Origin of the sequence: Niveispirillum sp. (assembly GCF_017996735.1) — a bacterium.
Classification (GTDB): Bacteria; Pseudomonadota; Alphaproteobacteria; order Azospirillales; family Azospirillaceae; genus Niveispirillum.
Map to the genome: position 1 here is coordinate 1 of NZ_JAGOGJ010000069.1, position 23,177 is coordinate 23,177.

At 65.1% G+C, this 23,177-nt stretch carries 18 protein-coding genes and 1 pseudogene; 14 read left to right on the forward strand and 5 right to left on the reverse strand.

The annotated features are described in order from the left end of the window. The 12 genes and pseudogenes from KBA48_RS19775 to KBA48_RS19830 form a co-directional block, all read left to right on the forward strand. Nucleotides 1-118: pseudogene (locus KBA48_RS19775) on the forward strand (iron chelate uptake ABC transporter family permease subunit); the annotation flags it as partial. A 168-nt stretch (nucleotides 119-286) separates the two neighbouring features. Further along, nucleotides 287-2,260 (forward strand): glycoside hydrolase family 97 protein, encoded by a 1,974-nt coding sequence (locus KBA48_RS19780; RefSeq protein WP_292909595.1) that lies wholly within the window; start codon nucleotides 287-289, stop codon nucleotides 2,258-2,260. A 169-nt stretch (nucleotides 2,261-2,429) separates the two neighbouring features. Next, entirely contained in the window at nucleotides 2,430-4,514 is a 2,085-nt protein-coding gene (locus KBA48_RS19785; RefSeq protein WP_292909549.1) for a glycoside hydrolase family 3 C-terminal domain-containing protein, read from the forward strand. Between the two features lie 12 nt (nucleotides 4,515-4,526). Then, nucleotides 4,527-6,131 carry a GMC family oxidoreductase gene (locus KBA48_RS19790; protein WP_292909551.1) on the forward strand — a complete coding sequence of 535 codons (1,605 nt, stop codon included), beginning with the start codon at nucleotides 4,527-4,529 and terminating at the stop codon, nucleotides 6,129-6,131. An 85-nt stretch (nucleotides 6,132-6,216) separates the two neighbouring features. Next, nucleotides 6,217-7,398 carry a lipid-transfer protein gene (locus KBA48_RS19795; RefSeq protein WP_292909553.1) on the forward strand — a complete coding sequence of 394 codons (1,182 nt, stop codon included), beginning with the start codon at nucleotides 6,217-6,219 and terminating at the stop codon, nucleotides 7,396-7,398. Between the two features lie 7 nt (nucleotides 7,399-7,405). Continuing rightward, complete coding sequence (locus KBA48_RS19800) at nucleotides 7,406-7,849, forward strand: MaoC family dehydratase N-terminal domain-containing protein (RefSeq protein ID WP_292909555.1); 444 nt, start codon at nucleotides 7,406-7,408, stop codon at nucleotides 7,847-7,849. Between the two features lie 10 nt (nucleotides 7,850-7,859). Then, nucleotides 7,860-8,279 carry a MaoC/PaaZ C-terminal domain-containing protein gene (locus tag KBA48_RS19805; protein ID WP_292909557.1) on the forward strand — a complete coding sequence of 140 codons (420 nt, stop codon included), beginning with the start codon at nucleotides 7,860-7,862 and terminating at the stop codon, nucleotides 8,277-8,279. A gap of 42 nt (nucleotides 8,280-8,321) precedes the next feature. Continuing rightward, nucleotides 8,322-8,630 (forward strand): SCP2 sterol-binding domain-containing protein, encoded by a 309-nt coding sequence (locus KBA48_RS19810; protein ID WP_292909559.1) that lies wholly within the window; start codon nucleotides 8,322-8,324, stop codon nucleotides 8,628-8,630. 80 nt (nucleotides 8,631-8,710) lie between these two features. Then, complete coding sequence (locus KBA48_RS19815; protein WP_292909561.1) at nucleotides 8,711-9,793, forward strand: acyl-CoA dehydrogenase family protein; 1,083 nt, start codon at nucleotides 8,711-8,713, stop codon at nucleotides 9,791-9,793. A gap of 12 nt (nucleotides 9,794-9,805) precedes the next feature. After that, complete coding sequence (locus KBA48_RS19820; RefSeq protein ID WP_292909563.1) at nucleotides 9,806-11,008, forward strand: acyl-CoA dehydrogenase family protein; 1,203 nt, start codon at nucleotides 9,806-9,808, stop codon at nucleotides 11,006-11,008. 38 nt (nucleotides 11,009-11,046) lie between these two features. Continuing rightward, the gene (locus KBA48_RS19825; protein WP_292909565.1) at nucleotides 11,047-11,952 is read left to right on the forward strand and encodes an SDR family oxidoreductase; all 906 of its coding nucleotides are present in this window, start codon (nucleotides 11,047-11,049) and stop codon (nucleotides 11,950-11,952) included. Nucleotides 11,953-12,085: 133 nt separating this feature from the next. Then, on the forward strand, nucleotides 12,086-12,856 hold the full coding sequence (locus KBA48_RS19830; RefSeq protein ID WP_292909567.1) for a DUF2889 domain-containing protein: 771 nt from the start codon (nucleotides 12,086-12,088) through the stop codon (nucleotides 12,854-12,856). 58 nt (nucleotides 12,857-12,914) lie between these two features. Here the strand turns inward: KBA48_RS19830 and KBA48_RS19835 are convergent, their stop codons facing one another. The 4 genes from KBA48_RS19835 to KBA48_RS19850 form a co-directional block, all read right to left on the reverse strand. Continuing rightward, on the reverse strand, nucleotides 12,915-13,271 hold the full coding sequence (locus KBA48_RS19835; RefSeq protein WP_292909569.1) for a hypothetical protein: 357 nt from the start codon (nucleotides 13,269-13,271) through the stop codon (nucleotides 12,915-12,917). Nucleotides 13,272-13,297: 26 nt separating this feature from the next. Further along, on the reverse strand, nucleotides 13,298-14,653 hold the full coding sequence (locus KBA48_RS19840; protein WP_292909571.1) for an aldehyde dehydrogenase family protein: 1,356 nt from the start codon (nucleotides 14,651-14,653) through the stop codon (nucleotides 13,298-13,300). A gap of 70 nt (nucleotides 14,654-14,723) precedes the next feature. After that, complete coding sequence (locus KBA48_RS19845; RefSeq protein ID WP_292909573.1) at nucleotides 14,724-16,529, reverse strand: long-chain-acyl-CoA synthetase; 1,806 nt, start codon at nucleotides 16,527-16,529, stop codon at nucleotides 14,724-14,726. Nucleotides 16,530-16,733: 204 nt separating this feature from the next. Continuing rightward, nucleotides 16,734-17,432, reverse strand: a complete 699-nt coding sequence (locus KBA48_RS19850) for a TetR/AcrR family transcriptional regulator (protein ID WP_292909575.1) — start codon at nucleotides 17,430-17,432, stop codon at nucleotides 16,734-16,736. A 203-nt stretch (nucleotides 17,433-17,635) separates the two neighbouring features. On the opposite strand from KBA48_RS19850, the gene KBA48_RS19855 reads away from it, so the two are divergent. Then, entirely contained in the window at nucleotides 17,636-20,200 is a 2,565-nt protein-coding gene (locus KBA48_RS19855; RefSeq protein WP_292909577.1) for a TonB-dependent receptor, read from the forward strand. Nucleotides 20,201-20,225: 25 nt separating this feature from the next. On the opposite strand, the gene KBA48_RS19860 is transcribed toward KBA48_RS19855, so the two are convergent. Continuing rightward, complete coding sequence (locus KBA48_RS19860; RefSeq protein ID WP_292909579.1) at nucleotides 20,226-20,870, reverse strand: TetR/AcrR family transcriptional regulator; 645 nt, start codon at nucleotides 20,868-20,870, stop codon at nucleotides 20,226-20,228. Nucleotides 20,871-20,965: 95 nt separating this feature from the next. Between KBA48_RS19860 and KBA48_RS19865 the strand changes: the two genes are divergently transcribed. Continuing rightward, a complete protein-coding gene (locus KBA48_RS19865) occupies nucleotides 20,966-23,002 on the forward strand; it encodes a glycoside hydrolase family 97 protein (RefSeq protein WP_292909581.1) in 2,037 nt (678 codons plus the stop codon). Nucleotides 23,003-23,177: the final 175 nt, after the last annotated feature.

The following is a 23,177-nucleotide window of genomic DNA, read 5'->3' on the forward strand; positions in this document are numbered from 1 at the left end:
GGGGCTGGGCGCGCGGGTCGGGGCGGGCCTTGCGGTATCAGGGGCGCTGATGCAGGGCCTGTTCCGCAATCCGCTCGCAGATCCAGGTCTCGTGGGGGTGGGGGCGGGCGCCTATGCCGTCAACGAAAGGGTACCGGAATTCCTGCGGCAATGGCGTGGGGCGGAAGCCTATAAACGCCGTCGCGCAACGGAGCCGTTCGACCGTTGGCCGCCACCGGCTGAGCATGAACCAGCCATCGACCGTCCGGAAGGGCCCGCCTATTCCCTGGTCTCGCCCGATGGGCGGATGGTTGCCACCGTCACCATCGACCCGCGTGCGCCGCTCTATGAGTTGTCGGTCGATGGCAAGCCGGTCATCAATCCCTCCCGCCTGGGTTTCGACCTGCATCCCGGCGGCCGGCTGCAACGCGATCTCACGGTGGTGGAGGAACGCCGCCGGGACCGGGACGAGGTCTGGGAACAGCCCTGGGGCGAGGAAAGGCTGATCCGCGACCGGCACAACGAACTGGTCCTGACCTTGAAGGAACAGGCGGCGCCGGGTCGGCTTCTGGAATTGCATCTGCGCCTGTCCGACGATGGCCTGGCCCTGCGTTGCGTGCTGCCGGGTGCCGCGCCGGTCGAGGTGCTGGACGAACGGACGGAGTTCGTCCTGGGCGGCGATCCGCTGCTCTGGTGGCTGCCGGCCTATGGTTTCGCACGCGATGAATATCTCTATCGCTGCCAGCCCTTGTCGGCGGTTCGGGATGAGCCGCGGGGCCGTGCTCTGCACACGCCGCTAACGGTGCGGACAGAGAATGGCCTGACGCTCTGCTTCCATGAAGCGGCCCTGGTCGACTATGCCGGCATGAATCTGGCGCCGCAGCCGGGCGGCATGCTGCGCTGTGACCTGACGCCCTGGTCGGACGGGGTGAAGGTACGCGGGGATGGCGCGATCCGCACGCCCTGGCGCACGGTGCAGGTGGGGCGGCGGCCCGTTGACCTGATCAATTCCCGCCTGATCCTGAACCTGAACGACCCGCCCGCCATTGATCCGGCCCCCTTCCGGCCCGGCAAATATATCGGCGTCTGGTGGGGTTATATCCTGAACATCTGGGACCGGGTGCCCGGCCCGCATTATGGGGCGACGACGGCGCGCTGTCTGGACTATATCGACTTTGCCGCCCGGCACGGGTTCGACGGGGTACTGATCGAAAGCTGGAACCAGGGCTGGGAGCAATGGCCGAAAGTGGAGGCCATGCGCTTCACCGAACCCTCCAGCGGCTTTGACGAGGCGGCGGTGCTGGCGCGCGCGCGGTCCAGCGGCGTGCATCTGGTCGGCCATGCCGAAAGCGGCGGCGATATCAGCCATATGGAAATATCCCTGCCGGAGATCACGGCCGGTCTCCGCCGCTGGGGGGCAAAGGTGGTCAAGACCGGCTATGTCGCAGCCCAGCCGGGCCTGGTCCGCCGCCTGCCCGACGGCACCACGACCCATGAGTGGCATTACGGCCAGTTCAGCGTGAACCATCACGCCCTGGTGACGCAAACCATGGCCCGTCTTGGCATCGCCGTTATTGCGCATGAGGGGGTGAAGGACACGGGTCTGCGCCGCACGTGGCCCAACTTGTTTTCCCGCGAATGCGCGCGGGGCCAGGAATTCAACGCCTTCGACGTGGCCGATGGCGGCAACCCGCCAGAGCATGAGGCGACGTTGGCCTTCACCCGACTGCTGTCCGGCCCCATGGATTTCACCCCCGGCATCTTCGATCCGGCCCTGAAGTGGCTGCGGGGCTGGCGTGGTGTACAGCGGCGGCTGATCTATGGCCGGTCGCGGGTCAACACGACCTTGGCAAAGCAACTGGCGCTTTATGTCGTCATCCACAGCCCCATGCAGATGGCGGCCGACCTGATCGAGAATTACGAAGGCCACCCGGCCTTCCAGTTCATCAAGGATGTGCCCGTCGATTGGGAGAGGTCCATCGCCCTGGAGGGGGAGGTGGGACGCCATGTCGTCATCGCCCGGCAGGAACGGGGCGGGCGCGACTGGTATATCGGCGCCATTGGTGACGGACGGCCATTGGACATTGAGATCGACCTCGGCTTCCTGGAGGAAGGCGTGCCCTATCAGGCCACAATCTACGGCGACGCACCCGACGCCGACTGGCGGGATAGACCCGATGCCTGGAGGGTCTGGACTGCGCGGGTGGGGGCGGGTGACCAGTTGCCGATCCGTTTGGCACCCGGCGGGGGGCAGGCAATCCGCCTTGTCCCGCTTGCCTGATCGTTGCATCCCCGTGCTGCCAACCCCAAGGACCCGTTCCGACACCGGACGGGTCCTTTGCTTTTCCGGCCCGCCGGCCGTTCCTGCTTGTCAAATTTGTCCAATGGGATAAATATGTGGGAAACGAACCCGACTGCGATGGGAACGGTCGGGCGGAGGGAGAAAAGCAATGTCTGATTTGGGCCCCGTGAAAGGCATGACGGAGGCGGAGATCGCCCGGCAGGTGACCCGCATCCTGGCTGCCGCCACGCTGGAGGAGAAGGTGGCGATGATGTCGGGCCATGGCTTCTTTCAGCAATTCGCGGAAAGTGCGGGGCGCTGGGGCGCCCACCCTTACCGGGCGGGCGGCGGGTGCGAGCGGCTGGGCGTGCCAGCGCTTTACTTCACCGATGGGCCGCGTGGCGTGGTGCGCGGCAATTCCACCTGCTTTCCCGTCAGCATGGCGCGGGGCGCCAGCTTCGACACCGATCTGGAACGCCGCATCGGCGAGGCGATGGGGATCGAGGCACGTGCGCAGGGCTGCAACCTGTCGGGGGCGGTCTGCGTCAACCTGCTGCGCCATCCCGCCTGGGGCCGGGCGCAGGAGACCTATGGCGAAGACAGCTATCATGTCGGGCTGATGGGGGCGGCGCTGGCAACCGGCATCCAGACCCACAATGTCATCGCCACCGTGAAGCACTTCGCGCTGAACTCCATCGAGAATGCACGCTTCAAGGTCGATGTCCGGGTCGATGCGCGTAGCTTGCGCGAGGTCTGGCTGCCGCATTTCAAGCGGGTGCTGGATGCCGGCTGCGCCTCGGTGATGAGTGCCTATAACCAGGTGAATGGGGAATTCTGCGGCCAGCATCGGGAGTTGCTGACCGACATCCTGCGCCATGAATGGGGCTTTGACGGGTTCGTCCATTCCGACTGGGTCTTCGGCGTGAAGGCGCCCTATGGCGCCGCCGCCGGCCTGGATATCGAGAACCCGGAGCCCATCAATTTCGGCTCCCGGCTTGTGGAGGCCGTGGAAAGCGGGGTGATCGAGCCGGCGGTTATCGACACGGCCTGCCGCCGCATCCTAACCGCGCTCTACCGTTTCGCAGCGGCGGAGGATCCGCTGGAGGCCTATACACCCGATCTGGTGGCCCGTGCCGCGCACCGTGAACTGGCCTATGAGGCGGCGGTCAAGTCGGCCGTGCTGCTGAAGAATGAGGGGGCCGTGGCGCCGCTGGATGCCGGTACGCTGCGCGACGTTACGGTCTTCGGCCGGCTGGCCCTGCTGCCCAACCTGGGCGACCATGGATCCAGCCGCGTTGCCCCGCCGGCGACGGTGACGCCCATGCAGGGCTTGTTGGTTCGCTTGGGCGATAGCGTCCGGTTCGGCGGCGATGAGGGGGATGCCGCAGCAGCGGCGCTGGCGGCGGCGAAGTCCCAGGTGGCCATCATCATCGTCGGATATACCGCCCGCGACGAGGGCGAATTCATTCCCGGCGACATCTCCCTGGGTCAGGTGGAAACCGGGGGCGACAACCAACTCATGTCCGGCGGCGACCGTGACAGCCTGCACCTGCCGGCGGCGCAAATCGATCTGATCCGCAGCATCGCCGCGGCGCAACCCAACTGCATCGTGGTCGTCGTGGCCGGTTCCGCCGTGCTGATGGCGGAATGGATCGATGCGGTGCCGGTGGTGTTGCAAAGCTTTTATGCCGGCATGGAGGGTGGGCGGGCGCTGGCCGACCTGCTGACCGGCCGCGTCTCGCCGTCGGGACGGCTGCCCTTCACCGTTGCGGCGGCGGCATCGGATTATCCGCCCTTCGACAAGGAGGCGGACAGTATCGAATATGGCGCCTGGCATGGCTATGCGCTGCTGGAAAAGCATGGGGTGCGTCCGGCTTTTCCCTTCGGCCATGGCCTATCCTATGCGCGCTTCGCTTATCGGGCGTTGAAGACGCGGGCAGCGGCCGATGGCGGCATCGACGCCGAGGTCAGCATCCGCAATGACGGGCCGATGACGGCGGACGAAGTGGCGCAGCTCTATATCGGCTTTCCCGGTATCGCCGCCGAACGGCCGGTGAAGCTGCTGCGTGGTTTTCAGCGCGTCACCCTGAGGCCCGGCGAGACGCGGACACTGCATTTCCATGTTCCCCCCGCCGATCTGGCCTGGTGGTGCCCGGACGGGCGGCGCTGGCAGGTGGAAGGCGGGCTGCATCGCGTGTTCGTCGGCCCTTCTTCGGACAGCCAGGGCCTGCTCTGGACTGATGTGCGGCTATGACGGGGAATGGCGATGGATGTCGACTATTTGATTATCGGGGCTGGCAGTGCCGGTTGCGTGCTGGCCAACCGCTTGTCTGCCGACCCCGCCAAGCGGGTGCTGCTGCTGGAAGCTGGGGGGCCGGATCGCAATCCGTTGATCCAGGTGCCGTTGGCCTTCGGCCTGACAGCGCATTCGCCCTCCTATAGCTGGAATTACCGCACGGCACCGGATCTCGGCGGGCGGGCTTTTCGCTGGGCCAAGGGCAAGGTGCTGGGCGGATCGTCCGCCATCAATGGTCTGGTCTATGTGCGCGGGCACAGGCTGGATTATGATGGCTGGGCGCAACTTGGCTGCCCCGGCTGGTCGTTCGAGGAGGTCCTGCCCTATTTCCGTCGGTCGGAAGACTGGCAGGGGCCGCCGTCGGAATGGCGGGGCCAGGGTGGGCCGCTCTGCGTCAGCCCGCCCTTCGACCTGCTGCCCGTAGACGAGGCCTTTATGCAGGCCTGCACGGAGGTCGGACTTCCCCGCAACCCGGACTATAACGGGGTGGAGCAGGAGGGCGTGTCCGTCTTCCAGATGACGGCGCGCAACGGCCGTCGCATGTCGGCGGCGCGGGCCTTCCTGCGCCCGGCCCTGAACAGGCCCAATCTGCGGGTTGTGACGGGCTGCACCGTCACCCGCATTGAGCTTTCAGGCGGTCGGGCCGTGGGGGTGCGTGTTCGTCGCGGCGGGGAGGAACAGCGCTTCCTGGCCAGGGGCGAGATATTGCTGGCAGCCGGGGCCGTGGCCTCGCCCCAATTGCTGATGCTGTCAGGTATCGGTCCGGGGGCGCATCTGCGGGAAATGGGCCTGCCCGTCTTGCTGGACCAACCGGGCGTCGGCAGTAATCTTCAGGACCATTATGCTGTTCCCGTCATCGCGCGGCTGGACGCGGTCGGCACCTACAACGAGCAGGGCCGGCCCTGGGGTCTGCTGAAGGCGGCTGCCGCTTATGCCATGCAATCACGCGGTATGTTCTCCTCTGCCGCTGCGCATGTGGTGGTCTTCGCCAACAGCCGCTTCGGCCTGGCCAGCCCTGACATCCAGATGCACATGCTGCCTGGCAGTTCGTCTGTTTATGATTCCGGGCGGCTGGACGGTTTTCCGGCCCTGACCTGTGCGCCCTGCCAGTTGCGCCCGGAAAGCCGGGGTGACATCCACCTGGCCGGTCCCGATCCCCTGACCCCGCCGCTGATCCGGCCTAACTATCTGGCGGCGGCGGAAGACCGGCATGTCACACTGGCCTCGCTGCGGTTGACCCTGTCCATCCTGGCAGCACCCGCCCTGCTGCACTTGGGTGCGAAGCCGCTGGGCATCGATATGCGCGACAGCGACGAGGCGTTGCTGGCCTTTGCCGAGGCGCAGGGAAACACGGTCTATCATCCGGTCGGCACCTGTCGCATGGGCAGCGATACGGACGCTGTTGTCGATGCGCAATTGCGGGTGCGGGGGATCGACGGTCTGCGCGTGGTCGATGCCTCCATCATGCCGCGTTTGGTGTCCGGTAATACCAACGCGCCCACCATCATGATCGCGGAAAAGGCCGCCGACCTGATCGCGGGAACATTTCGCGCCGGCGTCGCGAAATGCGCTTGACAGGCGCTGCTCATAATTTTAACGTTCAATCGAAATTTAAATAACTAGTAAAAATTCAAACCCCTAATCAGGAGGAGCGCACACCATGCGACGCGATGTCAGGGTGGCGGGGGTCGGGATGATCCCCTTCAAGAAGCCGGGGGCCAGCGACGGCTATCAGGAGATGGGTGAAGAGGCGATCCGCCTGGCGTTGAAGGATGCCGGCGTCAGCTACGACCAGATCCAGCAGGCCTATGCCGGCTATGTGTATGGCGACAGCACCTGCGGCCAGTCGGTGGTCTACAAGGTGGGTCTGACCGGCATTCCGGTGATCAACGTCAACAACAACTGCTCCACCGGCTCCACGGCGCTGTTCCTGGCCCGTCAGGCGGTGGAAAGCGGTGCCGTGGAATGCGCGCTGGCCGTGGGGTTCGAGGAGATGAGACCCGGCGCCCTGGGCTCCAACTTCATGGACCGCGCCAACCCCATGGCCAACCACCTACAGGCCATGCTGAACCTGCAGGAGTTCACTGAAGCACCGCCGGCGTCGCAGTTCTTCGGTGGGGCCGGGGTGGAGTACCAGAAGAAGTACGGTGCGAAGGACGAGACCTTTGCCAAGATTTCCGAGAAGGCGCGCAAGCACGCCGCTAATAATCCGCTGGCGATCTTCCGCACGCCACTGACCGTGGAAGAGGTAATGGCATCGGCTCACCAATATGGGCCGCTGACCCGGTACCAGTGCTGCCCGCCCACCTGCGGGGCTGCCGCCGCCATTATCTGTTCGGCGGAATTCGCAGCCAAGCACGGTCTGGTAGCGCCGGTGCGCATCAAGGCTCAGGCCATGACCACCGACACTCCGGCCGCCTTTGAGTCCAGGTCGATGATGCAGGTCGTCGGCTATGACATGAGCAAGGCCGCGGCCAATCAGGTCTATGAACTGGCGGGCGTGGGGCCGGAAGAGGTGGGGGTCGTCGAACTGCACGACTGTTTCACCGCCAACGAGTTGCTGACCTATGAGGCCCTGGGCCTGACGCCGGAAGGCACGGCGGAGAAGTTCATCTGGGACGGCGACAACACCTATGGCGGCAAGGTCGTGACCAACCCGTCGGGAGGCCTTTTGTCCAAGGGCCATCCGTTGGGTGCCACGGGTCTGGCCCAGTGCGCCGAGATGGTCTGGCAGCTTCGCGGCCAGGCCGATCAGCGGCAGGTGGAGGGGCTGCGTTTCGCGCTCCAGCACAATATCGGCCTTGGCGGTGCCGCCGTGGTCGCCCTTTACGAACGCGTGTGAGGAAATCATGCCTGTGGATCGCAGCTTCCTTGGCGTTGAGTCCGAGGACCGCTTCATCGACGTGGAAAAGGGGCAGTTGAAGCTGTTCGCGATGGCGACGGGGGAAAGCGACCCCGCCTATTCCAGCGAGGAGGCCGCCAAGGCGCGCGGCTATCGCAATATTCCGGCCCCGCCGACCTTCGTCTTCGGTCTGACCCTGCAGGCCCCGGCCAAGAAGGGCAACATGATCGACATGGTCGACAATGTGGGCGCCGTCCTGCATGGCGAGCAGGAATTCATCTACCACACCATGATCTATGCCGGTGACCGCCTGCGTCTGAAGACTAAGACGGTCGATATCTATGAAAAGAAGGGCGGCAAGATGGAGTTCATCGTCCAGGACACCACCGTCCACAACCAGGACGATGTGCTCTGCCTCACCGCCCGTACCGTCGCCATCTATCGGAATTGAAGGGGCGGACATGAGCTATCCCGATCTTGCCAATCTGGCCCCGGAACAGGACCTGACCCCGCACGAGGCCGGGCCCGCCAGCCGCTGGGTGCTGGCCATGTTCGCCGGCGGTTCCGGCGACCACAACCCCATGCATATCGACAGCGATTTCGCCAAGATCTTCGGGCGGGAGGATGTCTTCGCCCAGGGCATGCTGTCGATGGCCTATCTGGCGCAGTTCGTGCGTCAGCAGGCCCCCCAGGAAAAGCTGCGCAATTTCAAGGCGCGCTTCACCGCCATCACACCGGTCAACGCCAACATCAAGTGCGAAGGCCGGGTGTTGGAACATGTCACGGTCGATGGTGAACCGCGTGTCCGCATCGGTCTGCGCACCAGCATCGATGACGGCACCGTGACCATGGAAGGCGAAGCGGTCATCGCCACCGCCTGAGCCATACCAGATCCAAGAACCTTTTTCAAAATGGAGAAGAACATGTCCACGTTGGAAACCCTGACCGCCCGCGTTTCTGGCGCCGTTGGCGAAAATTGCGGCCTGGGCCGCACCATGAAGTTCGATTTCGGCAATGATGGCGCCATTTTCATCGACGCCAAGACCGTGCCGAACATCGTCGATAACCGTGCCGACAAGGCCGACTGCAATGTCGCTGTGAAGTTCACGGATTTCGTCGCCATCGCCGAAGGCCGCATGGACAGCATGATGGCCTTCATGCAGGGTAAGATGAAGGTCAGTGGCGACATGACGGTGGCCCAGCGCCTGACCCCCATCCTGAAGCGCATCTGAAGAAATGCGCAGAGGCCCTGCGGCGCGGTTGACCGGCCGCGACCGCAGGGCACCACCCGCGAAATGGGGAGGGCGTCGCCGTGAATTTCGATTTCTCCGACGAACAGAAGATGTTCGCCGATCAGGTGCGCCGCAGTCTGGCCGACACCTGCACCATGAAGGAAGTGCGCACGGTGCTGGAAAGCAGCACCGGCCTGTCGCGCGCCACCTGGAAGGCGCTTGCGGAGCTTGGCGTACTGGGTGCGGCCGTGCCCGAGGAACGGGGCGGGGCAGGTCTGGGGGCGCTGGAACTATGCGCCGCCGCCTATGAGATCGGCTATGCGCTGGCGCCGGTGCCGTTCGTGGCATCGACTGGCGTCTGTGCCGAGGCCCTGCGCCGTTACGGTAATGACAGCCAGCAGGAGAAATGGCTGCCGCTTCTGGCCGAAGGATCGGCCATCGGTACCCACGCGCTGTCCAGCGGTGGCTCAACGCTGCGCATGGAGGGTGGGCGGATCAGCGGTCGGGCGCGGTTGGTGCCCTATGGGGTGCAGGCCGATCTGGCGCTGATGCAGGCGGATTCCGCCGGCGGTACCGTGCTGATCCTGGTGCCACTGAATGGTGCCGGTGTGACCCGCAAGTCCCTGATGACCCTGGACCCCACCCGGCCGCTGGCGGATTTGACCTTCGAGGGTGTGGCGGCGGAGATCCTGCCGACCGGCAACGAGGACGCCGTTGCGACGCTGGTCGATGGTGCTGCCATTCTGCTGGCCTTCGAACAGGTAGGGGCGGCCCAGCGGGCACTGGAAATGGCGCGGGAATATGCCCTGCAACGCACAGCTTTCGGCTTCCCGATCGGCACTTATCAGGCCATCAAGCACAAGCTGGCCGACATGTTCATTAAGATCGAGACGGCGCGCGTCCATGCCTATTGGGGCGCCTGGGCCCTGTCAGTGGATGCGCCGGACCTGCCGCTGGCTGCCGCCGGAGCCCATCTGTCGGCGTCCGACGCCCTGCGTTTTGCTGCGCAGGAGAATGTGCAGACCCATGGCGGCATCGGCTTCACCTGGGAATCCGACTGCCAGTTCTTCTACCGCCGGGCCCAGGCCGATAGCTTGGCCTTCGGCCCCAGCCAGCGCTGGCGCGAACGCATCGTCGGCGCCCTGTCGGCGCAAGCGGCATAAGGGAGGTCAGTCATGGATTTCAACGACAGTCCCGAAGAGGCCACCTACCGCGCCAAGGCGCGGGCCTGGCTGGAAGCCCATGCCCGTCGGCGCACCGACGGCGGCGCGCGCGGCATGGCCGTTGCCGACGGCAGCAACCTGGGAGAGGCGAAGGCCTGGCAGGCGCTGAAGGCCGACGCCGGCTATGCCGGGATCACCATCCAGGCACCCTACGGGGCGGGCGGGACGCCCATCGAGGCCGTGATCTACCGGCAGGAGGAAGGGCAGTTCGAGGTGCCCTTCGGCGTGTATGAGATCGGCTTGGGCATGGCCATCCCCACTGTCATCGCCCATGGTAGCGATGCCCATCGCGACCGCTATGTCCGTAAGGCCCTGCGGGGAGAGGAGATCTGGTGTCAGCTTTTCTCCGAACCGGCCGGAGGCTCCGATCTGGCAGCCCTGCGCACCAAGGGCGTGCGGGACGGCGACGATTGGCTGGTGACGGGCCAGAAGGTCTGGACCTCGGGCGCGCATTACGCCGATTACGGCATCCTGCTGGTCCGCACCGATCCGTCCCGACCCAAGCACAAGGGCCTGACCATGTTCATCGTGGACATGAAGGCCCCAGGCGTGGAGGTACGGCCCATCCGCACCATGGCGGGATCGGCGGAGTTCAACGAGGTGTTCTTCGACAATGTCCGCATCCCCGACAGCGATCGGCTGGGCGAGGCGGGCAATGGTTGGAACGTCGCCATTTCCACCTTGATGACGGAACGTATGCAGGCTGGCATGGGCTTCGGCTTCGTGTCCGCCCATGACGTGCTGCGCCTGGCCCGCCGATACGGTCAGGATGATGCCCTCATCACGCAGCGCGTGGCCGATTTCTGGATCAATGACCAGGCCCTGAAGCTCCTGTCCTACCGGGCGCAGACCTCCTTGTCCCAAGGCGGTTTTCCGGGACCGGAGCAGGCGGTCAACAAGGCCATTGAGGCAGCCCAAGGCCAGCAGGCCGCCTATTTCTGCATGGATCTGCTGGGCGCTGAGGGCGCCCTGGCGGCGGCTGAGGTTGGCGAGCATTGGGCCGGCGTGGAGACGAGCTGGATGTGGGCGTCCGCCATGCGCATCGCCGGCGGCTCCGACGAGATTCTGCGCAACATCATCGCCGAGCGTGTGCTGGGCCTGCCGGGCGATCCGCGCCCTGACCGCAACACGCCCTTCAACGAATTGAAGCACTGATCGGACCGGACAAGGTTCCGGGATCAAGGGAGGAAAATATGTCACGTCTGGATTTTGAAGGCCGCGTCGCCGTGGTGACGGGGGCGGGCGGTGGTCTTGGTCGCTCGCATGCCCTGGGTTTTGCCGCGCGCGGCGCCAAGGTGGTGGTGAACGATCTGGGTGGCAGCGCCTCCGGCCAGGGGGCCAGCGCCAGTGCCGCTCAGAAGGTGGTGGACGAGATTAAGGCCGCCGGGGGCGAGGCCGTGGCCAATACCGACAGCGTGGAGCAGGGTGAACGCATCATCCAGACCGCGATGGACACCTATGGCCGTGTCGACATCCTGGTCAATAATGCCGGCATCCTGCGCGACAGCTCGTTCCAGAAGATGAGCGTCGAGGATTGGGAACTGATCATCCGCGTTCACCTGAACGGGTCGTTCCGGACCACGCATGCTGCTTGGCCGCATATGCGCGCCCAGGGCTTTGGCCGCGTGATCATGACCGCGTCGGGTGCGGGCATCTATGGCAATTTCGGCCAGGCCAATTACAGCGCCGCCAAGCTGGGCCTGTATGGTTTCGCCCGCACGCTGGCGGTGGAAGGCGGCTCGAAGAATATCAATGTCAACACCATCGCCCCCCTGGCCGCGTCGCGCCTGACCGAAACGGTCATGCCCAAGGCGCTCCTGGATGCGCTGAAGCCGGAACTGGTGACGCCGCTGGTCCTGTGGCTCTGCCATGAAAGCTGTGAGGCGTCGGGCAAGCTGGTGGAGGTCGGCGGCGGCTGGTACGCAGGTGTGGACTGGGAACGCTCCAAGGGCATCGCGCTGGGTTGCACGGGCGAGGTGTCGGCCGAGCAGATCGCCGAGCAATGGGACCGGATCGTCGATTTCACCGATCCCGACCACCCGCGCGCCGTGATCGACACGATGACCGCGCTGGGCACAGCGCTGGGCATGAACGACTGAGAAACGGGTTCATGGGACGGTCTGTTCAGGGGGTTGGGGTTTTGGGTTTCCCCTGGGGCCTCTGGACCGCTGTCCTGTGAAGCGCCGCGGCGGAGATGATCCGCCGCGGCGCCAGGGCGGAAAGGTGGATATCGTGAGTAGCACAGGGGGCACCTTTCGGCGCCGGATCGTCCTGGATTGCGACGGGGGGACGGTCCGCGCCGGCCTTGAGGATGATTTCCACCATTTTCGGGTGACAGTGACGATGGATGGTGACCGCGTCGCCGATATCGATGCAAAGACTTTCCGGTTTCCCTGGTCGACCTGTCCAGGTGCCGTGGCCCCGCTGCGCGGCTTCATCGGCCAATCGGTCAGTTCTGGCATGCTGCGGCGCCAGGACATGCCATCGCCACGTCTGAATTGCACCCATCTGCATGATCTGACGTTGCTGGCCCTGGCGCAGGCGGTGCGGGGGCCGGGCCGTCGACAATATGACGTCACCGTGCCACCGCGTGAACCGAACGGCCGTTCCATAGGCCCCGACAACATTCCCACCTGGCCGCCGGGTCGGACCAGTGCCACGCTGGCCCGCGACGGGGACTTGCTGATGCGGTTCGATATGGAAGGGGAGACCGTGCGAGCGCCGGCGGAAGCCGCGGGTCTGGATTTCCGCCATCTGGGCAAATGGGCGGCTGAGAAGGGCGATGATGATTTCCTGGAAGCCGTGAAAGTCTTCCGCCAGGGCTTCTTCGTCTCCAGCGGGCGCGCGGTGCCCGTGGAGATCGTCAATCACGATCTGGTGCGTCAGGTGATGTCCGGCGTCTGTTACACGTTTCAGCCGGAGCGTATCGACCAGGGCGAACGATGCCTGGATACGCCGCGCGACTTCACCGATCAGCCCGACGTTCTGCTGGCCGGCTTCTGATGGTCCGCAGGCGTGGCTGGCCCGTCCCGAACCTCCGCCGGGACGGGCCTTTCGCGTTTCAGGGCACTGCCTGCTGCCATTCACGGTTACGGCAAGCCATCATGGCGCAGGCCTTCAGGCGCAGCGTCGCACCGTTACGCGTCATCTCCACATCAGCCCAGTCCTGCAACTGCTCGGCCCAGACCTTGCCCCGCCAGACAGCGCCATCGCTGCGGACATCGCGCAGGATGGGTTGGTCCAGCTTCAAATGCCCTGCCGGCAGCGTGACCTGGCCGCACAGGGCGTCGGCACAGGGTGCGATGGCGACCCGCGCGCCGGATGGAAGCTGCCACAGTCCTTCCGGCGAAGTGGTGGCCGCAAAGGCGGGGCCGCCCAACAGCAGGACCGGCAGCAGGGCGATGGTGACGTATTTCATTTTGACCTACCTTTTTGTGGAGGACATCAGCCGCGCAGCCGCCAGCGCAGCGCGCGGTCGAACCAGGGGCCGTAGGGCGGGCGCAGGATGCGGCCGATATCGATGTAGCCCTGGCGGAACAGGGCGCGCTGGTGGGAGAATTCCAGGAAGCCGCGATGGCCGTGATAGGCGCCCATGCCGGACGCGCCGACACCGCCGAGCGGCAAATCCTCGATCCCGGCGTGCAGGATGATGTCGTTGATGGTGACGCCGCCGGACGGAATCTGAGTCAGCACGGCTTCCTGTTCCCGCCGGTCCCGGCCGAAATAATAGAGCGCCAGCGGCGTGGGCCGGGAGCGTACGACCGCCAGCATCTCCGCCAGCGACGGTCGGGTCAGGATCAGCAGCAGGGGGCCGAAAATCTCTTCCCGCAGGATACGGGCCTGGGGGCCGGGATCGATGACCAGGGTCGGGGGCAACCGGCCCGCGGTAGCACAGGCCCGCGCATCGGCCTCCCCTGTCAGGGGAAGGATGGTGCCGCCGCTTGCTCCTGCGTCCGCCAACAAGGCGTGCAGCCGGTCGCGCTGGCCCTCATTGATGATGGCGCCAAAATCCGGCGCCGTGGCGAAGCCGGTGGTGAAGCGGGAAGCGGACCGGCGGAACCCGTCCAGCAGGGCAGGCAGCCGCTCCTTCTCGATCAACAGATAGTCCGGCGCCAAGCAGATTTGGCCGGCATTCATGATTTTGCCCGCCAGGATGCGGTCGGCGGCCAGCGTCAGGTCGGCGCCCTTGCCGACGATTACCGGGCTTTTTCCGCCCAGTTCCAGCGTCACGGGTGTCAGGTTGCCGGCCGCCGCCGCCATGACGGCGCGGCCTGTTTCGGTCCCGCCGGTGAACAGCAGATGATCCCAGGGCAATTGTGCGAAGGCGGCACCGAAGGCGGGTCCGCCGCAGACGAAGGATAATTCCTCCGTTGCGAAATGCTTCTCCACGAGGCGGGCCAGCAGGGTCGCGGTGCGCGGCGTGTGTTCGGATACCTTGACGATGGCGCTGTTGCCCGCCGCCAGGGCACCGGCCAGCGGTGCAAAACTGAGATTGACAGGGAAGTTCCAGGGGCTTGCGATGCCAACCACACCCTTGGGCTCGTAGCGTATCTCCGCCCGCGCCCCGGTCAGCGCCAGCGCCAGTTCCAGGGGCTGGCGCCGGGGCTGCATCCAGCGGGCCAGATTGGCGCGGGCATGGCGCAGGGTAGCCACCGAGCCATAGATCTCCGCCAATTGCGTGACGCGCCGCGACCGGCTGCCATAATCGGCATCCAGGGCGGCGGCGATGCTGTCCTGGTGGACCAGCAGCAGCCGGACACAGCGGTCCAGCCGGTCGCGCCGCAGGGCAGCGTCGGGCATCCCCGCACTCCGCCTTGCCGCGCGCTGTGTTGTGAACAGGTCCTGAAGCAGGGCCGTCTCGTCCATTGCGTCAGACCTTCAAGGCGCCGGCCAGCAGCCGTGCGTGGGTTTGTGAATCCAGCGGCCGGTAGCGGTTGCTGTCGCCATCCAGGATGAACAGCGGGTCAGAGACTGTTCCGGGGTCGTAACCATCCTGAATCCATTCCTGCTTGCGATACTTGTACGTTCCCGTCGTGCACAATCCGGTGCAAAGGCGCACAAACAGGGGACGCGCATAGCGTGGCAGGTCGCGTTCCAGATGGGCGGCGAGCAGGTCGGGGCTGAATTGTTCCGGGTTGATAACAAGAGCCGCCATGCCGGCCCGTCCCTCATTCCCCGGCACCCCCACACCATAGACGATGGCTTCCAGCACCCCGGGGGCGGTGGCAGCCACGCGTGCGACCTCGCTGGTGGCTACATTCTCGCCCTTCCAGCGGAACGTGTCGCCGATCCGGTCGATAAAGTAGAAATAGCCATCGGCGTCGCGCCGCAGCAGGTCGCCCGTGCGGTACCAGCGATCCCCCTTGCGGAACACGTCGCAGAGAATTTTGGCTGCCGTCTGCCCCTTGTCCTGGACATAGCCGTCGAACTTCTCCCGCACGCTGTCGCCGATGCGGCCGATGGCTTCGCCCGTCTCGCCGATATCGGCTTCGATGCATCGTCCGTTGGCATCGCGCGCCGGTGCCTCGGTTTCATGGTCGAAACGCACGATCTTCACCGGCATCAGCCGCTTCAGATAGGGGGGAATGCGCCCCACGGCACCACGATGCCCGTCGAAATTGATCAGGCTGACATTGCCCTCCGTGGCGCCGTAGAACTCCACGACATCATGGATGCCGAAGCGCTGTTCGACCTGTTCCCACACTTCCGGCCGCAGGCCGCTGCCGAAGGCCACGCGGATCCTGTGCCCGCGTTCCTCCGTGCAGGCGGGCTGATTCACCAGGTATCGGAACAATTCGCCGATATAGATGAAGGCGGTGACCCCCTGGTCGCGGACGTCGGCCCAGAACCGTGTGGCGGAAAAGCGACGGCGTAGCACCATGCAGGCACCGCGCGTCAGCGCTGATCCGACGCCGCACAGGCCACCGGAGGCGTGATAATGCGGCAGGCAGACATAGACCCGGTCGTCGGGCGTGAGGTTCAGCACACGGCCGAAGGTGCAGAGCAGGGCCATGCCCCGCGCCCCGCGTATGGTTGCCGCCTTGGGCAGGCCGGTGGTGCCGCTGGTGAAGATATAGAGCAGGGGATCGGCATTGGTCATGCCGCTGCGGATGTCGCGCTTGGGCCGCAAGGCGGAGCAGGCGCCCAGCGCCTGATCCAGATCGCGCATACCGCCTGGGCCGGACACGCCCGGCACCGCACCGTCGGTGCAGCACCAGATCGCCTCCGGCAGCCCCGTCTGGTCGGCAACCGTGGTCCAGGCTTCCAGCAACTCGCTGCCCACGATGACCGCGCGGGCGCCAGCGATACGGACACAATGCGCCAGGGATGAGCCGGACAGTTGCGCGTTGATCAGGGCCGTGACCACGCCAACCTTGGCCAACCCGAACCAGGCTGTGAAGAATTCCGGGCGCGTCTCAATAAACAGGGCCACCACGTCGCCACGCCGCAAACCCTGGGTCAATGCCCAGCGCGCAATGCGGTTAGCCTGTGCCTCGACCTGCCCATAGGTGAGGGTGCGGCCTTCGAATTCGATGGCGATCCGATCGCGATGGCGGTCCATGCTGGCTTCCAGCAGGTCCGGCACCGTTCGCCCTGAATTCGCGCGGCTTTGCATCAGGACGCCGGACGCCCGCAGCATCCTGTCCAGGAATCGGCCCTCACGCCTCAACTTCATCGCGCGCCTCCGTCCGGCGGCGGGCGCCTAGCCTGTTGGTCATCATTTTGTCCTCCCTTGCCCGGTGGGTATCTGCATCGCCCGGATAACGATCAACGGGCGGCATATTTATCCCAACGGATAAATTATTTTAGCAAGAGAAGCCCCTATACCGGGCGCTTGTCAAGGTTTTTGTCCTGATGGATAAATAGCGACGCCAGTGGATCAGGCGTCGCGCAGCACCATGCCGATCAGGGCGTCGGCATGGGCGTCGATGGTCTTTTCAGCAAAGGGATCGACACCCCAGACGGCCTCGACTTCGTTGGCCATGACATACATGACTTGGGCGCCGCCGACGATCAGGTAGAGCAGGGAGACGGGCGGGATGTCGGCCGTCAGCTTCTCTTCCTGCAACCGGCTAATGAACATGGCTGCCGCCGCGTGGGCGGGGCGCAGAAAATTTTCGGCCAGCCAGGACAGGCGATCGCTGCGCTGGATCGATTCATGGAACATGAACCGGACATAGTCGGGGTGGCGTGCGCAGTAATGCACGAACCGGCGAATGCCGTTCGCCGCCACCTGGCGCAGTTCCTGGCGCGTGGTCGGTATCTCTACGCCTTCCATCACTTCTGCGGCCAGGCGACCAAAGATCAGGCGTGTCGCTTCGCGCCAAAGGGCTTCCTTGCTTTTGAAATAATAGGTGACCATGCCGTGGTTGACGCCGGCCCGGCTGGCAATGTCACGGGTGGTGGTGCCCAGGAAACCCTTTTCGGAAAACTCGGTGACGGCGGCCCCCAGGATGACGTCGCGAACGGGCTCCGCCATGCCGCCTTCCGCATGCGACTTCGGGATCGGGCCACGGCGACGGCGGGGCTGGCTTCCCTGTTCCGCAGTCACCTTCTCGACCGATGCCTTCTTATCCATCCCGCTTCCTCCCCGACTTTCGCGCAGTTTTATCCCGGTGGACAGTTCGGTCGCAAGCGCAACGGGGTGTCGAGAAAAATCTCGGTCGGAGTTATTTATCCATATGGACAAACTCTGACGGCCTGTGCATCATCATCGGACAAGGTCGGGAAAATACCGGCCCATAATAATCACAATCGGCCGGACTGGCCGGGGAGGAAGCAATGGGTAAGGGCGTGTTGCGCTGTGGCGCGGCCGCAATGGCGGTGCTTGTCTGCGGCCAGGCCGGGGCTGAACAGGAGAAACCCAAGGAAACGCATCTGTCTCCATTGGCACGCGCCATTGAGGGTGACCGGGCGTCCAAGGAAGAGCCTGTCGTGCTGGAAGAGATCATTGTCACGGCCCAGCGCCGGCAACAAAGCCTGCAGCGATTGAGCATGGGCCTGACCCTGCTGGACAGCCGCAACCTGGAGGAAGCCAACATCCGCAAGTTCGAGGATGTGGTGAACATGGCGCCGTCCGTGTCAGTGACCAGTGACAGTTCCGGCAATGGCAATTCTTTCAACATCCGCGGCGTGGGCAGTCAGGCCTTCGGCGCCACCGTGGAGCCCAGCGTGGCCGTCGTGGTGGACGGGGTCGTCATGGGTGCTACGAACGAGGCGTTCGGTGAGCTGTTCGACGTGCAGCGGGTGGAGGTTCTGCGCGGCCCGCAGGGCACGCTGTTCGGCAAGAACGCGTCGGCCGGTGCCATCAGCATCATCACCAAGCGTCCGACCCGCGATCCGGAAGGTCAGGTGGAAATGGAGCTGGGCGAGCAGGATACGCGGCGTGGGCGCGCGGTGGTCAGCGGCCCCCTGTCCGACAGTGTCGCTGCCCGGCTGGCCGCTTTCTATGTCAAACAAGGCGATTACATTGAGAACCTGTCCGGCACCGACATCGGGGAACGCAAGCAATATGGTGCCCGCGGCCAATTCCTCTACGAGCCAACCGAAAATTTCGAGGCACGCCTGATCGCCGAATATTCGAAGACCGAGGGCGGTGGCGGCCAGTTCATCGACCGTTTCAACCTCAGTACCGATCGGGCGGCCTATCTGGCGCCGACCGTCGCGGGGGAAAAAGCGGATATCGCCAACGTCAACAGCGTGCGTGACGGAGGGGCGACAGAAGTCTGGGGGGCGTCGCTGGAGGCGCGCTACTCCTTCGAGCCGCTGGACCTGATCTCCATCACCGCCTATCGCAAGAAGCAGGCGGAAGCCGACGCCAGGCTGGATTCTGACGGGCTTCCCGTCGATACGCCGGCCCTCACACCCCGGCCTGGGCAGAGCGTGCTGCCGACTGGTTCCTTTGACACGGATGCGGATGGCTACACCGATAGTTTCATCGGCACCTACCCCTATGGCGATGGCAGTGATGCGGAACAGTTCACGCAGGAACTGCGGCTGGAATCCTATGATCGCGGCAATGTTGGCTGGGTGGCGGGTACCTACCTGTTCGTGCGCAACACCCATTCATCAGGCTTGCAGCGCCGTGCCTATTTGGGTGATGCATTGGTCATTCCACCAAACCTGACGGCATCAACCTGCACGATCACGATGCAGGGGACGACGCCTGATCCGGCACGCAGTTGCGTTATCGGCAACATGGCTCTGGAAGAGACGCGTGGTCCTTCCCGCACCGAGGTTTTTAGCTATGCCGGCTTCGGCCAAGTCGATTGGAGCCTGACCGACGCGCTGAAGCTGGTGGGCGGCATGCGCGTCACCCGCGACCATGTCGAGGCGGTGGGCGAGCTGGTGAACCGGCAGTATGACGCCTATGTGCAGACACCCACCGGGTTTGTGCGCAATGGCGCGCGCACCAGCACGACCACCGGCGGCCGCAAGGTGGAGGCGGAGGAGACGGGATACAGTGGCAAGGCGGCGCTGGAGTATAATTTCAGCAAAGAGCTGTTCGGCTATGCCAGCTACGCCCGCGGCTACAAGGGGCCGGTACCCCGCCAGGACGGGGAGGTCGTCGATCCGGAAACAGTGGACAGCTACGAGGTCGGCCTGCGGTCGACCCAGTTGGGCGGGCGGTTGCTGGTCAATGTGGCGGCCTTCCTGTCCAACTATGATGATTTCCAGGTCCAGGCCTATGACGATGACAGCCAGAGCTTCCAGTTGGAGAATGCTGGCCAAGTGCGGAGCAAGGGCGTGGAACTGGACGTGATCGCCCGCCCGTTCAGCAATGTCAGCCTGCAGATCGGCGGGGCCTATATCGATGCAGAGATCCGGGAATTCGCCAATGCCGCCTGTTACGGCGGACAGACAGCGGCGGCCGGCTGTACTTACGTCAATGCCCGCGCTCTGGATGTGTCGTCGGCCACCACACGGATTGTGACTGTTGCCGTGCCACAGCGTCAGGACCTGGCCGGTGCCCGTCCCCCCAACACCGCGAAGTGGAAGTTCAGCGCTGTCGGCCGATACGAGGTACCGCTGCCCTATGACGGCGTGAACACCTACCTTCAGGGTGCTTATCGCTGGCAGAGCAGCATGCAGCACTGCCTGACCCAGCATCCGGAATGCATCCAGGATTCCTACGGTGTGCTGGACGCGGCGCTGGGGGTGGAGTTTTTCGACGGCGCCCTGGATCTGCAGGTCTTCGCCAAGAACCTGACTAACAGTTTCTATGTCAGCACCATCATCGAGGTGCCCACACAGTCGGCGTCGGTCGGGCGACTGGGGAGCACAGCCCATGTCGTCCCACGGGAAGCGGGCCGTTTCCTGGGCGGGCGTGTCACGGTCCGCTATTGACGCAGACAGGGCCGGTCCCTTCGCTTCAGGAATTGCGCACCGGGGTAATGCCTTGCACCAGCATGTCGAGATAAAGATCCGCCACCTGGGCCGGTTGCAACGGACCATCAGGCGTCCACCAGCGGGTCATGCTGTTCAGCGATCCGAACAGCATGGAGCTCAGCCCATGCGGGCTGACATCGCGCAGCGACCCATCGGCAATCCCACGCCGGATCATCTCCCGCACCTGGCTGTCCAGCGCACGCCGGCCGGCCAGGGCTCCATCGCGGAATTCCGTCGGCAGGTCGTCGGCATTGGTCAGCACCAGGCAGCGTCCAAAATCGTCGCAGACGATCTCCGCATATTTGCGAAAGAAGACGCGCAGGCTGTCCAGTCCGTCGGCACCGCTGTCCCAGGCTTCCTTCAGGGCGGCGTTCAACTGTTCCAGGGCCACCTGGCCGCATTGGTACAGCATCTCGTCCTTGGAACTGACATAGTAGTAGATGGCAGCGGCGGTCAGGTCCAACTCGGTCCCGACATCGGCCAGCGAGGCGCGGTGAAAGCCCAGCCGGGCAAAAACCCTGGCTGCCCCACGCAGCACGGCCAGCCGCTTGCGCGTGAATTTCGCCGCCGTCCGGCTGACCTGCTCGGGCATGGCCGTATCGACGGCAATTTCCTGCTTCCTCGCCACCCGCAAAACCTCCCCAAATCCGTTCTTGATCAGGATGATAGCATGTTTCCTACTGATCATTCAAAATTTGAATGCATGCGTGATCGGAGACGGGCGTGAACCGGCGGCAATTGCTGATGCTGCTGGGCCTGGGCGGTCTGGCTTCCTGCACCCGCGCTGTGGAGGAGGGGGGGCTGGTGCCGGCGGATGTGCGCGAGGTGGCCGTCGTCGCCTCGCCGGACGGCGACCTGTCACTGCGGCTGGGCCTGGACGGGGGCGGAGGGCTGTTCTGGCGTCTGTCGCTGGGCGTCGCCACCCTGCTGGACTGGTCGGGCATGGGGCTGTCCCTGGAAGGGGATGAGCAATATGCCGGACTGACGCAGCAGGAGGGGGAGCGGAGCGACCTTTCGGACAGCTACCGTCTGTCGCATGGCAAGAACGTGGCGCCGGCCTTCCGGGCCAGCCGTGCCCTGTTCTGGTGGCGCAACGCAAAGGGCTTGCGGGTTGGCGTCGAGTTGCATGTGCAGGATGACGGGGCCGGTTGGCGCTATGTCATTCCAGCCCAGGCCGGGTTGGCCCCGATGGCTATGGTGACGGGTGAGGCGACCGGCTTCCGCCTGCCGGCAGGGGCGGCGCTGTGGATGCAGCCTTATGCAGCGCGCGCACGCCTGAACCCGGCCGCGCCATCCTATGAGACCTATCACCAGCGCCTGGATGCAGGCCGCCTGGAACGCGGCGGTGGATGGTTCCTGCCGCTGCTGGCGCGCGTGACCGATGCCGGGCCCTATCTTCTGCTGTCGGAAGCCGGACTGGTGGATTTCCACGGGCTGCAGCTTCAGGCCGCCGACGGACGGACCCTGTGCGCCCGACTGCCGCCGGTGGAGGAGGCGCTGGGAGAGGGGGCATCGGCGCCGACGCTGTCTCTGCCCGTCCGCACACCCTGGCGCGTGGCCATGGCCGGTACGCTGTCGCAGGTCGCCGCCTCTACGCTGGTCACCGATGTCAGCCCGCCACTGAACCCGCTGTTCGGTGGGGAAATCCCGGCCTGGGTCCAACCGGGGGTTGCCGCCTGGGACTGGCTGGTACACCGGGCCACGGGCGATCTGGAGGCGCAGAAGGCGCATGTGGACCAGGCAGCGGCCTGGGGCTGGCCTTATGTCGTGGTGGACGGCAAATGGGATCAGGTCATGGCGCCGGCGCCGGAAACCGCCGTGCGGGCGCTGGCCGACTATGCAAGGTCGCGCAAGGTCGGCATCTGGCTCTGGTACAATTCCGGTGGCGCCAACAACGACCGGCCCGGATCGCCGCGCGACCGCATTACGGACGCCGTGACCCGTCAGGCGGAATTCGCCAAGATCGCCGGGTGGGGCGTGCGCGGCGTCAAGGTCGATTTCTGGCATAGCGACAAGCCGCTGCACCTGACCCGCATGCGCGACCTGCTGGTGGATGCGGCGCGGGCGGGCCTGATGGTCAACCTGCATGGCTGCACCATCCCGCGCGGCTGGGAGCGGGAATTCCCCAACCTGATGAGCATGGAGGCGGTGCGCGGCGGGGAGACCTATATGTTCCCCTTCCCCTACGCGCTGCTGACGGGGGACAAGGGGCCAGGGGCATTAGACCATGTACGCATGGCCCTGGTACGCAATCCGATCGGCCCCATGGATTACACGCCCGTCTGCTTTGAGCTGGCGCGCAAGGCGTCGGGCATCAGTTACGCCCACTCCCTGGCGCTGGCGGCGGCCTTTGCGTCGGGCATCCAGCATTATGCCGATGATGCCATTGATCCGACCAAGGGCTATCAACCCTTGTTCCGCGACAGGCCCTATATCCAGGCGATGATGGGGGCGATGCCCACGGCCTGGGACGGGCTGCGCATCCTGTCCGGCGACCCCGACAGCCATGCCGTGCTGGCCCGCCGCCAGGGTGCGGAATGGTGGGTGGCGGGTCTGAACGGCCGGGATACCGTCTGGCAGACCGATCTGGCGCTCGATTTCCTGGGGGAAGGCGGCTGGACCCTGTCGGCCGTCACGGATGGCGTGGAAGCGACGGAAACGCGCTGGCAGCAGCGTTCCGGCCTGACGGCGCGGGACAGGTTGCCCGTCGATTGCCTGGCCTCTGGCGGGTTCCTGCTGCGGTTTGTGCGGGAGGCCTGAAATGCCGCGTCTTGCAAATCGGGAAATGGAGGTTCGAATGCGGTTCGGATGGCGTCTGGCGGCGGTGGCCGCCCTGGTGTCGGTCACGGCCCTAGGTGCGCTCTGGCATTTCTGGCCGGTGGCGCGGGCGGAGCCCCGCCACTGCATGCCCGATCCGGCTAAACTGTCAGCGACC

What these genes read in the sequence shown, in the direction of transcription:
- KBA48_RS19835 (WP_292909569.1), bottom strand. Translation starts at nt 13,271, where the DNA reads ATGAAATACGTCACCATCGCCCTGCTGCCGGTCCTGCTGTTGGGCGGC.
- KBA48_RS19810 (WP_292909559.1), top strand. Translation starts at nt 8,322, where the DNA reads ATGTCCACGTTGGAAACCCTGACCGCCCGCGTTTCTGGCGCCGTTGGC.
- KBA48_RS19780 (WP_292909595.1), top strand. Translation starts at nt 287, where the DNA reads ATGGTTGCCACCGTCACCATCGACCCGCGTGCGCCGCTCTATGAGTTG.
- KBA48_RS19800 (WP_292909555.1), top strand. Translation starts at nt 7,406, where the DNA reads ATGCCTGTGGATCGCAGCTTCCTTGGCGTTGAGTCCGAGGACCGCTTC.
- KBA48_RS19795 (WP_292909553.1), top strand. Translation starts at nt 6,217, where the DNA reads ATGCGACGCGATGTCAGGGTGGCGGGGGTCGGGATGATCCCCTTCAAG.
- KBA48_RS19790 (WP_292909551.1), top strand. Translation starts at nt 4,527, where the DNA reads ATGGATGTCGACTATTTGATTATCGGGGCTGGCAGTGCCGGTTGCGTG.
- KBA48_RS19825 (WP_292909565.1), top strand. Translation starts at nt 11,047, where the DNA reads ATGTCACGTCTGGATTTTGAAGGCCGCGTCGCCGTGGTGACGGGGGCG.
- KBA48_RS19855 (WP_292909577.1), top strand. Translation starts at nt 17,636, where the DNA reads ATGGGTAAGGGCGTGTTGCGCTGTGGCGCGGCCGCAATGGCGGTGCTT.
- KBA48_RS19850 (WP_292909575.1), bottom strand. Translation starts at nt 17,432, where the DNA reads ATGGATAAGAAGGCATCGGTCGAGAAGGTGACTGCGGAACAGGGAAGC.
- KBA48_RS19840 (WP_292909571.1), bottom strand. Translation starts at nt 14,653, where the DNA reads ATGCCCGACGCTGCCCTGCGGCGCGACCGGCTGGACCGCTGTGTCCGG.
- KBA48_RS19820 (WP_292909563.1), top strand. Translation starts at nt 9,806, where the DNA reads ATGGATTTCAACGACAGTCCCGAAGAGGCCACCTACCGCGCCAAGGCG.
- KBA48_RS19845 (WP_292909573.1), bottom strand. Translation starts at nt 16,529, where the DNA reads ATGAAGTTGAGGCGTGAGGGCCGATTCCTGGACAGGATGCTGCGGGCG.
- KBA48_RS19805 (WP_292909557.1), top strand. Translation starts at nt 7,860, where the DNA reads ATGAGCTATCCCGATCTTGCCAATCTGGCCCCGGAACAGGACCTGACC.
- KBA48_RS19785 (WP_292909549.1), top strand. Translation starts at nt 2,430, where the DNA reads ATGTCTGATTTGGGCCCCGTGAAAGGCATGACGGAGGCGGAGATCGCC.